Raw genomic sequence first — 13,591 nt, forward strand, 5'->3', positions numbered from 1 at the left:
CCGTGCTACAGCACTGTCTGCGGCCCCCCGCCTAGCCATCCGGCCGAATCTCAATCCGATGTAAGACAATTGACTGTTTATTTTTCAACCCCCAACAACGCATTTCAACCGGAGCGACCCATGAAAGTTTTCTACGACAAAGACACCGACCTGAGCCTGATCAAAGGCAAGACCGTGGCCATCATCGGCTACGGCTCGCAGGGCCATGCCCACGCACAAAACCTGAACGACAGTGGCGTGAAGGTCGTGGTCGGCCTGCGCAAGGGTGGTGCATCGTGGGACAAGGTCGGCAAGGCTGGCCTGACGGTTCTGGAAGTCAACGACGCCGTCAAGTCCGCTGACGTGGTCATGATCCTGCTGCCCGATGAAGACATCGCAGCCGTGTACAAGAACAACGTTGAACCCAACATCAAGCCCGGCGCCTCGCTGGCATTCGCCCACGGCTTCAACGTGCACTACAACCAGGTCGTGCCCCGCGCTGACCTGGACGTGTGGATGGTGGCCCCCAAGGCCCCTGGCCACACCGTGCGCAACACCTACACCCAAGGTGGCGGCGTGCCCCACCTGGTCGCCGTGCACCAGGACAAGTCCGGCAAGGCCCGTGACCTGGCCCTGAGCTACGCTGCAGCCAACGGCGGCGGCAAGGCCGGCATCATCGAGACCAACTTCAAGGAAGAAACCGAGACCGACCTGTTCGGCGAACAGGCCGTGCTGTGCGGTGGCGCCGTCGAGCTGATCAAGATGGGTTACGAAACCCTGGTCGAAGCCGGCTACGCCCCTGAAATGGCCTACTTCGAGTGCCTGCACGAGCTCAAGCTCATCGTGGACCTGATCTACGAAGGCGGCATTGCCAACATGAACTACTCGATCTCGAACAACGCCGAGTACGGCGAGTACGTGACCGGCCCTGAAGTGATCAATGAGCAGTCGCGCGCTGCCATGCGCAATGCTCTGAAGCGCATCCAGAACGGCGACTACGCCAAGATGTTCATCCAGGAAGGCCGCCTGAACTACCCAAGCATGACGGCCCGCCGTCGCAACACGGCTGACCACTCCATCGAAAAGGTGGGCGGCCAACTGCGCGCCATGATGCCTTGGATCGCCAAGAACAAGCTGGTCGATCAGACCCGCAACTGATGTTTCATTCCTGAAGCGTCAAAAGGCCACTTCGGTGGCCTTTTTCATTGGCGGTGGGCCCTGTGGGCAGGCGCTACACTGCGGCCTTCGCCTTTTGCACGCACGGCGACCTGCCTGTCCTGCGGGAAATTGCTGAATACTATAAATTTAATAGCTGCTTGCGCAATATCGGCAAGCGCTGGAGGTCTTTTGATGCATGACGGCAATGAGTCCACCGACAACCCTGGTGTGATGGTGCGCAAAAGGCGCAAGGGCATCTACATCCTGCCCAACCTGTTCACGCTGGCGGCCTTGTTTGGGGGGTTCTACTCCATCGTGATGGCCATGAATGGTCGTTTTGACATGGCGGCCGTGGGCGTCTTCTGTGCCATGGTGCTCGACAGCCTCGATGGCCGTGTGGCGCGCATGACCAACACACAGAGTGCGTTTGGTGAGCAGATGGATTCGCTCTCCGACATGGTGTCTTTTGGGGCAGCTCCCGCGCTCATTGCTTACGAATGGGCGCTTCAGGGACTGGGTCGCTGGGGCTGGATTGCCGCTTTTGTGTACTGTGCCTGTGCGGCCCTGCGTTTGGCGCGCTTCAATGTGAATACCGGCGTCGTGGACAAGCGCTACTTCCAGGGCTTGCCGTCCCCCGCCGCCGCTGCCCTGGTGGCCGGTTTCATCTGGTTGATGACCGAACTGGGTGTGCATCCGGGCGAAGACCTCTGGCTGTCCTGGAACCAGATCACCTGGACCATGTTTGCCTTCACGCTGTATGCAGGCCTGACCATGGTCACTAATGTGCCGTTCTACAGCTTCAAGGACATCCAGATGAAAAAAAGCGTGCCCTTTGCGGCGATCGTGCTGATCGCGCTGGGTATCGCCATCATCAACATCCACCCCCCCATTGTGTTGTTTGGCGTGTTTGTGTTCTATGGCATCAGTGGCTATGGCGTGTACGCCTGGCGCAAAGCCAAAGGACAGCACAGCAGTGTGATCAGCACATCGACTGATGAGCCCGACGAGCGCGGGCTCCACAAGTGACTGCGGCAGCATTGGCGACATGTGCTACATTGCATTCCATGAACACGTTTGCGCTGGCCCTACTGCTACCTCCCCACGGGCGGAGACAGTAGGCGCACGCGCACACTTTTCCACAAAGGCCCGTATGCACCCGCAACGGGCCTTTTGTTTTGGGCGCCGATTTTTAGCGTTGCGGACCGACCCCGCCACCCACCAGTACCAGGAGAAACCACATGGCTGACAAACTGATTATTTTCGACACCACCTTGCGCGACGGAGAGCAGTCCCCAGGCGCCTCAATGACCAAGGACGAAAAGCTCCGTATTGCCCGCCAACTGGAGCGCCTGAAGGTGGACGTGATCGAAGCCGGGTTTGCGGCCAGCTCCAACGGAGATTTCGAGGCGGTGCAGGCGATTGCAAACGCGATCCGGGAGTCGACGATCTGCTCGCTGTCCCGTGCGAATGACCGTGATATTTCGCGTGCAGCCGAGGCCCTCAAAGGGGCGGCCAGTGCCCGTATCCATACTTTCATTGCCACGTCTGCGCTGCACATGGAGAAGAAGCTGCGCATGACACCCGACCAGGTGCTTGAACAGGCCAAACAATCGGTCCGTTTTGCGCGCAATCTGGTGGGTGACATCGAATTCAGCCCCGAGGATGGCTACCGCAGCGACCCGGACTTCCTGTGCCGCGTGCTCGAAGCGGTGATTGCCGAAGGCGCCACCACCATCAACGTGCCCGACACCGTGGGCTATGCGATTCCCGAGCTGTACGGCAACTTTATCAAGACACTGCGCGAGCGGATCCCCAACAGCGACAAGGCGATCTGGTCGGTGCACTGCCACAACGACCTTGGGATGGCAGTGGCCAACTCGCTGGCCGGCGTGAAGATTGGCGGCGCCCGCCAAGTGGAATGCACCATCAACGGCCTGGGCGAGCGTGCCGGAAATTGTTCGCTCGAAGAAGTTGTCATGGCCATCAAGACGCGCCGCGACTACTTCAATCTTGACCTCAACATCGACGCCAAGCACATCGTCGCCGCCAGCCGCATGGTCAGCCAGACCACTGGCTTCGTGGTGCAGCCCAACAAGGCCGTGGTGGGCGCCAACGCCTTCGCGCACGCCAGCGGCATTCACCAGGATGGCGTGCTCAAGGCGCGTGACACCTACGAGATCATGCGCGCCGAAGACGTGGGTTGGTCGGCCAACAAGATCGTGCTGGGCAAGCTCAGTGGCCGCAACGCCTTCAAGCAGCGTTTGCAAGAACTGGGGGTGAGCCTGGACAGTGAAACCGAAGTCAACACCGCTTTCACCCGCTTCAAGGAATTGGCTGACCGCAAGAGTGAGATCTTCGATGAGGATATCTTGGCCTTGGTCAGCGACGAGAGCGTGACTGCCGAGAAGGAGCAATACGGCTTTGTTTCCCTGTTCCAGCAGAGCGAAACGGGTGAACACCCCCGCGCCCGCATTGTCTTCACCGTGGACGGCCAGGAAGTGCGCGGCGAATCCGAGGGCAATGGCCCTGTGGACGCTTCGCTCAAGGCGATCGAATCGCACGTCAAGAGCGGTGCGGAAATGGTGCTGTACTCGGTGAATGCCATCAGTGGCTCGACCGAAAGCCAGGGCGAAGTGACCGTGCGCCTGCAGAACAGCGGTCGCGTGGTCAATGGTGTGGGTGCAGATCCCGATATCGTTGTTGCCTCGGCCAAGGCTTACCTGAGCGCGCTGAACAAGTTACAAAGTAAAGCTGACCGGGTGGCTGCACAGGGTTGAATGATCAATTTATAATTTCATTCACTTTCTTGGAAAGTCGTGCAAGGTATTGATCTTGCGCGACTTTTTTTGATTCTGTACACTGCTCAACACTTATTACCGTTTGGAGCACTTTGATGCACCATCGCCACCGCGCCGCAGTGAATCGTTTTCTTCAACTTTTGGGCTTTGTCGTCGTCAGCACGGCGCTGGTAGCGCCGGTTGCCCACGCAGTGGATCGGTCCAAAGCGCCGATCAAAAAGCAGCAAGCCAGCACGGCCAACGCCAAGCGTGTCGCGCCAGCCCGCAAGGTCGCTGCCAACACCCGGACGGTTCGCATCACGGCCAAGACTGCCAAGGTCCCGACCCGGGTGGCTTTTGTGCCCGCCAAGCAGTCTTTCGGGCAAATAGCGGGATTGCACGAAGTGAGCGATCCACTGGATCTCAAGTCCAGTGTTGCACTTGTCATCGACCAGGACACGCACGAGGTCCTGCTCAGCAAGAACGATCAGGCGGTGCTTCCCATTGCATCCCTGACCAAGCTCATGACGGGCGTGATCATCTCGCAAGCCAAGTTGCCGATGGATGAACCGATCACGATCACCCAGGACGATGTGGATACCGAAAAAGGCAGCCGCTCGCGACTGATGGTGGGTTCCACGCTGACCCGGGGCGAGATGCTCCACCTTGCGCTCATGTCCAGTGAAAACCGTGCAGCCCATGCGCTGGGTCGCACATACCCTGGCGGGCTCGAAGCTTTTGTGGTGCAGATGAATGCAAAGGCCCGCCTGCTGGGCATGACTGATACCCGCTATGTGGAGCCCACGGGCCTTTCCAGCCGCAATCAGTCCAGCGCCCGCGACCTGGCCACCCTGGTGAATGTGGCGCATGGCGATCCCTTGCTGCGTGAACTGTCGACCTCTCCTGGGTACGAGGTGGCGGTGGGTCCAAGGACGCTCCAGTACAACAATACCAATGGGCTGGTAAAAAATCCCACCTGGGACATTGGCCTGCAGAAGACTGGCTACATTTCCGAGGCAGGGCGTTGCCTGGTGATGCAGACCCAGATTGCCGGGCGCAAGCTCATCATGGTGTTTCTGGATTCCGCTGGCAAATTCAGTCGTCTGGGGGATGCCGAGCGTGTGCGCCATTGGGTGGAGTCGATGCCAGCGCTGGCAGTACCGCTGCAAGCTCGGGCCGTTGCCAATGGTGCGCAGCCGTCCACTTTCGCACGCTAGCGCTGGCACTGGTGGCCGCAGGGCCGCCAAGAGTCAGGGGTCTCTGAGGGTTGATCGCTAGGCCGACCAGGCGTTGCTGCCTGTGTCGGCCTTTTCGTGCGAAGTAGCGCCCGCTGCCACTGCAGTGCGCACGGGGTTCTCAGCGGAGATTGGTGCGCAAGCTGGCATCACCAGCTGCTGATGCTTCCACGTTCGGTGTGTGGCCCAGAGCGAAGGAAATCTCGTTGGCGGTGGCTTGGAGTTTCGGAAGCCATCCTTCATCCAGGCGGTCCGCCGGCGCCGATATGGACAGGCCCGCCACCAGCTTGCCTTGGTCGTCGTAGACGCCCGCTGCCATGCAGCGCACGCCCAATTCCAGTTCCTCGTTGTCGCGGGCGATGCCGTACTGGCGCGCTTTGGCGAGTTCCCGCTCCAGAACGGGCAACTGGGTAATGCTGTTGCGGGTGTGTCCTGCAAGCCCCGTGCGGGTAGCGTAGGCCCGCACGCGCTGGGGGTCGTCCAGGGCCAGGAAGAGTTTGCCGGTGGAGGTAAGGTGCAAAGGGGCGCGACCACCAATGGCGCGGACCACCTGCATGCCGGAGCGCTCACTGTAGGCCCGCTCCACATACACAATTTCATCGCCCTGGCGCATGCTCAGATTGACGGGTTGCTGGATGAGCTTGTGCAGATTGCGCATCGGGGTCAGCGCCGCATCACGAACGCTCAGGCGCGCTTTGACGAGGTTGCCGAGCTCCAGCAGGCGCATGCCCAGTCGGTAGCTGCCGGACTCCGGTCGATCCACGAAGCGGCCGATCGTGAGGTCGTTCAGGATACGGTGCGTTGTGGAAGGGTGCAGCCCCGTTTTTTCGCTGATTTCCTTGAGAGAGATTGCTTCTTCGCGTGATGCCAGAACATCGATCAGCGTAAACATGCGTTCAAGCACCTGAACGCTGGGTTTGACGGGGATGCTGGGATCGTTTTTTTTCATGGGCGGCGATGCAGTGACGGCCGCAGCATTTTATCTTGTGAAATGCAACCCTGCATTCATGCGCTCTGATTCACGCCCAAGCTGGCGCGATGCCATTGGCCATCGGTCCGGATCTCGTGGGGGTGAAAGCGTGCCTTGTAGTTCATCTTGGGACTGGCCTCGATCCAGTAGCCCAGGTAAACGTGGGGAAGGCCCAGGGAGCGTGCCTGCGCAAGCTGCCACATCACGTTGTAGGTGCCATAGCTGCAGTGCGGCTCGGGTTCGTAGAAGGTGTAGACCGCTGAAAGCCCGTCGTCGAGCACATCCAGGATGGAGACCATCTTGAGTGCACCGGGTTCGCCTGCTGCATCGGTTTCGCGGAATTCAACAAGGCGCGAATTCACCCTGCTTTGCAGCAAAAACTGCGTGTACTGGTCGATGCTGTCATGGTCCATGCCGCCGCCCGAATGGCGACCGTTCTGGTAGCGCAAGTACAGCTGATAGTGCTCGGGGACGAAACACAGGCGCAATACCCTCGCTTGCAGGTTGCTGTGACGCACTGTGGCGCGCCGCTGGCTGCGATCTGGCTGAAATTCGTTCACCAGCACACGCAAGGGGGTGCAAGCCTGGCAACCATCGCAATAAGGGCGGTAAGTGAACATGCCACTGCGGCGGAATCCCTTGGCCACGAGGTCGGAATACACATCGCTCTGAATGAGGTGGCTGGGCGTGGCTACCTGCGACCGTGCCTGCTTGTCCGGCAGATAACTGCAGGGGTAGGGGGCTGTCGCGTAGAACTGCAGGGTCTGCAGTGGGAGGTCGTTGAGTTGCGTCATGCCATGGGCACTGTGGAGGGCAGCAGCTCGTTCCAGTATACGGGGTCAAACAACCATGAGAGCGCCGGGCGATTTTGGGCGTTCTGGATATGGGCAAGGAACTGGGCTCGGGAGATCTCGTGGGCTCCTAGTGAGGCCAGATGCCGGGTGTTCTGCTGGCAATCAATCATTGCCACGCCCTGATGGCTACACAGGCTCACCAGGGCAGCAAGCGCGATCTTCGATGCGTCGGTAGCGTGGGCAAACATCGATTCACCGAACACCGCCTGCCCGAGGGCAACACAATACAGGCCACCGACCAGTTGTCCATCAACCCAGGTTTCGACGCTATGGGCATGGCCTGCTGCATGGAGGCGGTTGTAAGCCTCAACCATCTCGGGCACGATCCAGGTGCCTGCCTGGCCATCCCGCTCTTTGGCGGCGCAGGCCTTGATGACATCCCGGAAGTTGTGGTCCACGCGGATTTCGCAGGATGTATTGGTTCTGAATGCCTGCAGGGTTTTGCGCAGAGACCGATGCAACCTGAAGTTCGCGACGTGCAAGACCATGCGCGGATCGGGTGCCCACCAGAGGATGGGCTGCCCTGGGCCATACCAGGGGAAGGTGCCTTGAGCGTAGGCCGCTTTGAGGTGTGCAGCATCCAGTGCGCCACCCGCGGCCAAGAGTCCGGGGGCGGGGTCGGTGGGCCCCCACGCATCCGCAGGAGGGGGTAGCGGGTCTTCGGGCTCCAGCCAAGGCAGTTGCGGGGGCATGGGGTGGCAATACAAAGAGACTTATTGTCAGGCAGGCTGAGGGTGGGTTGGCGTGTTCAATGGTGGAAATAAAAAACCCACCATGCGTGAACATGGTGGGTTTTTTTTGGCTGGCTCCTCGACCTGGGCTCGAACCAGGGACCTACGGATTAACAGTCCGGCGCTCTACCGACTGAGCTATCGAGGAATGATCGGTATGTAAAAGGCCCCGCGTACACATGCAGGGCCTGCAAAATTCTTGGCTCCTCGACCTGGGCTCGAACCAGGGACCTACGGATTAACAGTCCGGCGCTCTACCGACTGAGCTATCGAGGAACAAGACTTAGATTATATACATAAAAATGGGGCCTCTAAAGATTCTGCAGCTTCTTCGAGCATGCAATTGCGGTGATACGGAGGGGTGATGAAGGAGCGATGTAGGAATCACCCCATGCGCCGCCAGCACTCGCTGAGTGGGGCTCTTCAGGGCTCCGGCCGGCGCCACAGCCAGGCCGCCACGCAGACCATGCAGGTGATCGCAATACCTGCCACCCAGGGGCGGGAGCCCGTGGCGAACAGCACGATGCCGCTGAGTGCCATGAGCAGCGTGGCGCTCCACTTGGCCCGCCGACTGACCTTGCCGCCCTGGGCCCAGTTGCGCAGCAGGGGGCCGAACAAGCGGTGGTTCCACAGCCAGCGATAGAGCCGTGGCGAGCTGCGTGCAGCGGCCCATGCTGCCATCAAGATGAACACCGTGGTCGGCAGCCCGGGAACGATCACACCAATGATGCCCATGACCAGGCACAGCACGGCAAACGCGAGCAGCAGCCAGCGCACGGGCCAGGGCAGGGTGCGCAGTTGCGGTGTGGTGTCCTCGGGGGACTCGGATGGGGGCTGGGACATGCCCTGTATTGTGAATGCGCTGGTCGCTCCACGACGGGCGCGCACACGCTATGCTGCCGCAGCTGCGCGTGTGCCGCTTCCTCCCCTTGAACTGAATGCACCTTCGATGACCATCCATACCATCCTGAAGATGGGCGATCCGCGCCTGCTGCGCATTGCCCAGCCCGTCACTGAGTTCGATACCGATGCGCTCCACCTTCTGGTGCGCGACATGTTCGACACCATGCAGTCTGTCAATGGTGCGGGGCTTGCCGCACCGCAGATCGGCGTGAATCTGCAGCTCGTGATTTTTGGCTCTGGCGAGCGCAATCCGCGCTACCCGGACCGGCCGGTGGTCCCTCGTACAGTCTTGCTCAACCCGGTCATCATGCCGCTTGGTGATGAGGAGGATGAGGATTGGGAAGGTTGCCTGTCCGTCCCAGGTTTGCGTGGCAAGGTGCCTCGGTGGTCGCGCATTCGCTATACCGGGTTTGATCCGTATGGAGACCCGATCGACCGCACGGTGGAGGGCTTTCATGCCCGGGTGGTGCAGCACGAGTGCGACCACCTCATTGGCAAGCTCTACCCCATGCGGGTGCGCGACTTCACGCAGTTCGGCTTTACCGAAGTGCTGTTCCCGGACATCAGCGCCACCGAAGACGACTGATCAATCTCCATCACCTGTGCACCAGCACCGGGATCTTGCTGTGGGTCAGGACTTTCAGCGTCTCGCTGCCCAGCAGGAGGCCCTGAAGCCCCCGGCGGCCATGCGATGCCATCAGGATCAGGTCACACCCCTGGGCGTGTGCGGCGTCAATGATGGCTTCGTACGGGTGGTCGCTGATGCTGGTCACGGTGTCGCAGGGCACGCCGTACTGTGCCGCTGTCTCCCGGATGTAATCCAGCACCACTTCGGCGCGGGCGCGGGCCTGGTCCTCCTGGCTTTTGCGCGTGTGTTCCAGCATCTCTGCGTGGTAGGCCAGCGAATGGAACTCGGGCAACGCGTAGAAACCGGTGACTTTCGCATGGGCCTCGCGGGCAAAACGCATGCCACGCAGGATGGCTGCTTCCGACAAGGCTGTGCCGTCGGAGGGCATCAGGATGTGCTTGTACATGCTGGCTCCTTGGGGCTGCGCAGGCAGCCTCGAAGGGCGCTGGGTGCCCACCTGGGCTGCGGTGGCGCAACGCGGCAGGGCGGACACTGTGGGCGCCTTGGATGCGCCACATTCACGGTTCTCTTATAGGCCGATGACACGCGCAAAGCAAGCGCATACCCGAGCTCGCGGTGGCGCGGAAATATGGCTGTAGGTGCCTCTACCGCTTATTCATCATCGATTTTTTGCTATTTAAAATATAGCAATATTGCGCACAAGTGCATCGCGGGTGTGCAGGCCAGCCGCCGGACTGATGTCCGCGCCGGTCAGTCGGACAACTCGCGCAGGAGCTCGGTTTCGATCTGGATCTGGCGGGCGTTGTTCTGCAGCTCGGGGCCCTGGATCAGGAACGTGTCTTCCACCCGCTCCCCCAGGGTACTGACCTTGGCCAGCTGCACGCTCAGGTGGTGCTGCGCCAGGATGCGGGCCACCAGGTAGAGCAAGCCCGCCCGGTCGCTGGCCGAGATGGCCAGCAGCCAGCGCTGCGCTTTCTCGTCGGGGCGCAGCGTGACGCGGGGTGCCACCGGAAAACTCTTGACCCGCCGCGAGACCCGCTTGCGTGCGGGTTCTGGCAACGGACCACCGGCCTCGATCACACGGACCAGATCGCTTTCGACCATGTGCGTCAGCTCCCGGTAGTGCCCGGGCTGGGAGGACGCCACCACCTGGAAAGTGTCGAGCGCGTAGCCGTTGTTCGCGGTGTGCACGCGCGCGTCCAGGATGGAGAAGCCCGCACGGTCGAAATAGCCGCAGATGCGTGCGAACAGGTCGGCCTGGTCGGCCGCATACACCATGACCTGCAAGCCGTCGCCCGCGAGCGACTGGCGCGCACGCACCACAGGTTTTGTCGTGCCGACATGGCGCGAAAGGTGGCGCGTGTGCCAGGCGATGTCGGCCGCTTCATGGCGCATGAAGTAGCTCACATCCAGCGTGGCCCACAGCGCCTTGTGCGCCTCGAAGGGCAGGGCGCTCAGGGCCAGCAGCACCAGCGCCTCGCGCTTGCGCGCCTCGATCTCGGCGGCAGCGTCGGGCGCGCGGCCGCCCAGGGTGCGTAAGGTGGCACGGTACAGGTCTTCGAGCAGCTTGCCCTTCCAGGCGTTCCAGACCTTGGGGCTGGTGCCGCGGATGTCGGCCACCGTGAGCAGGTACAACGCGGTGAGGTAACGCTCGTTGCCCACGCGCTGTGCAAAGGCGGCAATCACATCGGGGTCGCTCAGGTCTTCCTTCTGGGCGATGCGGCTCATCGAGAGGTGTTCGCTGACCAGGAACTCAATGAGCTTGGCGTCCTCGCGGTCCACGCCGTGCTGGCGGCAGAAGTGCCGCACCTCCACGGCGCCGATCTGCGAGTGGTCGCCTCCACGGCCTTTGCCGATGTCATGAAAGAGTGCGGCGATGTACAGAATCCACGGCTTGTCCCACCCGGCGGCCAGCTGTGAGCAGAAGGGGTATTCGTGCGCATGCTCGGCCATGAAGAACCGCCGCACGTTGCGCAGCACCATCAGGATGTGCTGGTCCACCGTGTAGACGTGGAACAGGTCGTGCTGCATCTGCCCCACGATGCCGCGAAACGCCCACAGGTAGCGCCCCAGCACCGAGGTCTGGTTCATCAACCGCATGGCATGCGTGATGCCCGACGGTTGCTGGAGGATGCGCATGAAGGCCGCACGGTTGGCCGGGTCGCGGCGAAAGGCCCCGTCCATCACGCCACGCGCGTTGTACAGCGCGCGCAGGGTGCGGGCCGACAGGTCCTTGAGGCCCACCGTGGTCTGGTAGAGCAAAAAGGTTTCGAGGATGGCGTGTGGGTCACGCGTGTAGAGGTCGTCGCTGGCCACCTCGATGAGCCCGGCCTTTTCGAAAAACCGCTCGTTGATGGGGCGTGGCTCGTGCGTGGAGGGGTTCAGCCGCTCCTCGATGTTGAGCAACAGGATCTGGCTGAGCTGCGACACGGCCTTGGCCGCCCAGTAGTAGCGCCGCATCAGGCTCTCGCTCGCCCGCATGGGCAGGCGTGATCCGTCGGGCGCCTGCGAGCGGTAGCCGAACGACTCGGCCACGGCGGTCTGCAGGTCGAACACCAGACGATCCTCGTGCCGCCCAGCGGCTGCATGCAGGCGCGCGCGGATGAGGCACAGCACCGCCTCGTTGCGTTCGATCTGGCGCACTTCGAAGGCCGTGGCCATGCCGCTGGCGGCCAGTTCCTTCCAGTTGCGGCCCAGGCCCGCAGCCTGGGACACCCACAGGATCATCTGCAGGTCGCGCAGCCCGCCGGGCGACTCCTTGCAGTTGGGCTCCAGCGAGTAGGGTGTGTTCTCGTACTTGTTGTGGCGCTGGCGCATCTCCAGCGTCTTGGCCACCAGGAAGGCCTGCGGGTCCATCTGCGCGCGGTACTGCCGCTGGAACTCCTCGAACAACGCTGCATTGCCGCACACCAGGCGCGATTCGAGCAAGGAGGTCTGCACGGTGACATCGCCTGCACTTTCGGCCAGGCATTCGGCCACCGTGCGCACGCTGGAGCCAATCTCCAGCCCCGCATCCCAGCAACTGCCGATGAAGCCTTCGAGCTGGGTGCGCAGGGCGCTGCCCGCGTCGGGCGCTGCACCGTCGGGCATCAGCAGCAGCACATCGACATCCGAATAGGGAAAGAGCTGGTCGCGCCCGAACCCCCCCACCGCCACCAGCGCCATGTCGGCTGGCAGCTCGGCGCGCTGCCACAGGGTTTGCAGCAGGTGGCCGGCCAGTGTGGAGAGCTTGCGCAGCAATACACGGATGCCGCGCGTGGAGGCTCCCGTGGCCTTCATGGCAGCCAGCAGGGCGGCTTTGTCGTTGCGGTAGGCGTCCCGCAGGGCATGCACTTCAGGCAGGGCATGGATTTTGGTCATGGTCGTTGAGGGTCGCGCTGAAAAAGGGCCATGCAAAAAACCATGCAAGAGTTGTACGCGCCGGCTGGCGATGGGCCATCCGGCGCGCGGGTCAGGTCTTGGTCGCGGTCACAAACGCCGGCAGCGGGGGGGAGCCTGCCGACAGCGTCATCACTTCATAGCCCGTCTCGGTGACCAGCACCGTGTGCTCCCACTGGGCCGACAGGCTGTGGTCCTTGGTCACGATGGTCCAGCCATCGTTGCTGAATTCCTTGACCTCGCGGCGGCCGGCGTTGATCATGGGCTCAATGGTGAAGACCATGCCGGGCACCAGCTCTTCGAGTGTGCCGGGGCGGCCGTAGTGCAGCACCTGGGGTTCTTCGTGGAATTTCTTGCCAATGCCGTGGCCGCAGAACTCGCGCACGATGGAAAAGCCCTGCCCTTCGGAAAACTTCTGGATCGCGTGGCCGATGTCGCCCAGGTGGGCACCTGGCTTGACCTGCACGATGCCATGCCACATGGCATCGAACGTGATGGCCGACAGCCGCTTGGCGGCGATCGAGCATTCGCCAATCAGGTACATGCGGCTGTTGTCGCCATACCAGCCGTCCTTGGTGATGACCGTCACATCCACGTTGACGATGTCGCCCTTCTTGAGCGGCTTGTCGTTGGGGATGCCGTGGCACACCACATGGTTGACCGAGGTGCACAGCGAGGCCGGATAGGGCGGATAACCCGGCGGTTGGTAGCCCACGGTGGCCGAGATGGTTCCCTGCTGGGCCATGCATTCGGCGCCCAAGCGGTCGATTTCCTTGGTGGTGATACCGGGCTTGATGTGGGGGGCGATGTAGTCCAGCACTTCGGAGGCCAGGCGGCACGCAATGCGCATGCCGGCGATGTCCTCTGCGCTTTTGATGGTGATGCTCATGCCTTGATTATCCCATTGGCCCCCGCGCCGTGCAGGCGGCACGGCCTGGGCCGGTAAAATGGCGGGCTCCGGTCCTGGCTGCAAGCTGCTGGGCCGGGTCTCTGTCTACCCCTCACACCCCCAACAGG

12 protein-coding genes and 2 tRNA genes are annotated in these 13,591 nt (G+C 61.8%); 5 read left to right on the forward strand and 9 right to left on the reverse strand.

The window, feature by feature from the left end:
• Nucleotides 1–120 precede the first annotated feature (120 nt).
• The 4 genes from ilvC (at nucleotide 121) to pbpG (ending at nucleotide 5,131) form a co-directional block, all read left to right on the forward strand.
• The gene (gene ilvC, locus ARADN35_RS0108685) at nucleotides 121–1,137 is read left to right on the forward strand and encodes a ketol-acid reductoisomerase (RefSeq protein WP_010461114.1); all 1,017 of its coding nucleotides are present in this window, start codon (nucleotides 121–123) and stop codon (nucleotides 1,135–1,137) included.
• Nucleotides 1,138–1,329: 192 nt separating this feature from the next.
• Nucleotides 1,330–2,163 carry a CDP-diacylglycerol--serine O-phosphatidyltransferase gene (gene pssA, locus ARADN35_RS0108690; RefSeq protein ID WP_010461115.1) on the forward strand — a complete coding sequence of 278 codons (834 nt, stop codon included), beginning with the start codon at nucleotides 1,330–1,332 and terminating at the stop codon, nucleotides 2,161–2,163.
• 212 nt (nucleotides 2,164–2,375) lie between these two features.
• Nucleotides 2,376–3,914, forward strand: coding sequence for a 2-isopropylmalate synthase (locus ARADN35_RS0108695; RefSeq protein WP_010461116.1), 1,539 nt, complete (start codon nucleotides 2,376–2,378; stop codon nucleotides 3,912–3,914).
• A gap of 116 nt (nucleotides 3,915–4,030) precedes the next feature.
• A complete protein-coding gene (gene pbpG, locus ARADN35_RS26090) occupies nucleotides 4,031–5,131 on the forward strand; it encodes a D-alanyl-D-alanine endopeptidase (RefSeq protein ID WP_010461117.1) in 1,101 nt (366 codons plus the stop codon).
• 139 nt (nucleotides 5,132–5,270) lie between these two features.
• Here pbpG and ARADN35_RS0108705 read toward each other — a convergent pair whose 3' ends face one another.
• The 6 genes from ARADN35_RS0108705 to ARADN35_RS0108730 form a co-directional block, all read right to left on the reverse strand.
• Nucleotides 5,271–6,098, reverse strand: coding sequence for an IclR family transcriptional regulator (locus ARADN35_RS0108705; RefSeq protein ID WP_010461118.1), 828 nt, complete (start codon nucleotides 6,096–6,098; stop codon nucleotides 5,271–5,273).
• 56 nt (nucleotides 6,099–6,154) lie between these two features.
• Nucleotides 6,155–6,913, reverse strand: a complete 759-nt coding sequence (locus ARADN35_RS0108710) for an arginyltransferase (protein ID WP_010461119.1) — start codon at nucleotides 6,911–6,913, stop codon at nucleotides 6,155–6,157.
• Nucleotides 6,910–7,665 carry a leucyl/phenylalanyl-tRNA--protein transferase gene (gene aat, locus ARADN35_RS0108715; protein WP_010461120.1) on the reverse strand — a complete coding sequence of 252 codons (756 nt, stop codon included), beginning with the start codon at nucleotides 7,663–7,665 and terminating at the stop codon, nucleotides 6,910–6,912. Before aat ends, ARADN35_RS0108710 begins: the two co-directional genes overlap by 4 nt.
• A gap of 111 nt (nucleotides 7,666–7,776) precedes the next feature.
• Nucleotides 7,777–7,852 (reverse strand) — tRNA-Asn (locus ARADN35_RS0108720).
• Nucleotides 7,853–7,904: 52 nt separating this feature from the next.
• A tRNA-Asn gene (locus tag ARADN35_RS0108725) sits at nucleotides 7,905–7,980 on the reverse strand.
• A 147-nt stretch (nucleotides 7,981–8,127) separates the two neighbouring features.
• A complete protein-coding gene (locus ARADN35_RS0108730) occupies nucleotides 8,128–8,547 on the reverse strand; it encodes a YbaN family protein (RefSeq protein ID WP_010461121.1) in 420 nt (139 codons plus the stop codon).
• Nucleotides 8,548–8,653: 106 nt separating this feature from the next.
• On the opposite strand from ARADN35_RS0108730, the gene def reads away from it, so the two are divergent.
• On the forward strand, nucleotides 8,654–9,193 hold the full coding sequence (gene def, locus ARADN35_RS0108735) for a peptide deformylase (protein ID WP_010461122.1): 540 nt from the start codon (nucleotides 8,654–8,656) through the stop codon (nucleotides 9,191–9,193).
• 10 nt (nucleotides 9,194–9,203) lie between these two features.
• Here the strand turns inward: def and ARADN35_RS0108740 are convergent, their stop codons facing one another.
• From ARADN35_RS0108740 to map, 3 genes are all read right to left on the reverse strand, one after another.
• Nucleotides 9,204–9,641 (reverse strand): universal stress protein, encoded by a 438-nt coding sequence (locus tag ARADN35_RS0108740; protein ID WP_010461123.1) that lies wholly within the window; start codon nucleotides 9,639–9,641, stop codon nucleotides 9,204–9,206.
• Nucleotides 9,642–9,946: 305 nt separating this feature from the next.
• Nucleotides 9,947–12,556: a [protein-PII] uridylyltransferase gene (locus tag ARADN35_RS0108745; RefSeq protein WP_010461124.1), complete on the reverse strand. Its 2,610-nt coding sequence runs from the start codon at nucleotides 12,554–12,556 to the stop codon at nucleotides 9,947–9,949.
• Nucleotides 12,557–12,647: 91 nt separating this feature from the next.
• On the reverse strand, nucleotides 12,648–13,463 hold the full coding sequence (map, locus tag ARADN35_RS0108750; RefSeq protein WP_010461125.1) for a type I methionyl aminopeptidase: 816 nt from the start codon (nucleotides 13,461–13,463) through the stop codon (nucleotides 12,648–12,650).
• Nucleotides 13,464–13,591 lie beyond the last annotated feature (128 nt).

The organism is Acidovorax radicis N35 (genome assembly GCF_000204195.1).
Taxonomy (GTDB): Bacteria; Pseudomonadota; Gammaproteobacteria; order Burkholderiales; family Burkholderiaceae_C; genus Acidovorax; species Acidovorax radicis.

What these genes read in the sequence shown, in the direction of transcription:
- ARADN35_RS0108710 (WP_010461119.1), bottom strand. Translation starts at nt 6,913, where the DNA reads ATGACGCAACTCAACGACCTCCCACTGCAGACCCTGCAGTTCTACGCG.
- ilvC (WP_010461114.1), top strand. Translation starts at nt 121, where the DNA reads ATGAAAGTTTTCTACGACAAAGACACCGACCTGAGCCTGATCAAAGGC.
- ARADN35_RS0108740 (WP_010461123.1), bottom strand. Translation starts at nt 9,641, where the DNA reads ATGTACAAGCACATCCTGATGCCCTCCGACGGCACAGCCTTGTCGGAA.
- ARADN35_RS0108745 (WP_010461124.1), bottom strand. Translation starts at nt 12,556, where the DNA reads ATGACCAAAATCCATGCCCTGCCTGAAGTGCATGCCCTGCGGGACGCC.
- aat (WP_010461120.1), bottom strand. Translation starts at nt 7,665, where the DNA reads ATGCCCCCGCAACTGCCTTGGCTGGAGCCCGAAGACCCGCTACCCCCT.
- ARADN35_RS0108695 (WP_010461116.1), top strand. Translation starts at nt 2,376, where the DNA reads ATGGCTGACAAACTGATTATTTTCGACACCACCTTGCGCGACGGAGAG.
- pssA (WP_010461115.1), top strand. Translation starts at nt 1,330, where the DNA reads ATGCATGACGGCAATGAGTCCACCGACAACCCTGGTGTGATGGTGCGC.
- pbpG (WP_010461117.1), top strand. Translation starts at nt 4,031, where the DNA reads ATGCACCATCGCCACCGCGCCGCAGTGAATCGTTTTCTTCAACTTTTG.
- map (WP_010461125.1), bottom strand. Translation starts at nt 13,463, where the DNA reads ATGAGCATCACCATCAAAAGCGCAGAGGACATCGCCGGCATGCGCATT.
- ARADN35_RS0108730 (WP_010461121.1), bottom strand. Translation starts at nt 8,547, where the DNA reads ATGTCCCAGCCCCCATCCGAGTCCCCCGAGGACACCACACCGCAACTG.
- def (WP_010461122.1), top strand. Translation starts at nt 8,654, where the DNA reads ATGACCATCCATACCATCCTGAAGATGGGCGATCCGCGCCTGCTGCGC.
- ARADN35_RS0108705 (WP_010461118.1), bottom strand. Translation starts at nt 6,098, where the DNA reads ATGAAAAAAAACGATCCCAGCATCCCCGTCAAACCCAGCGTTCAGGTG.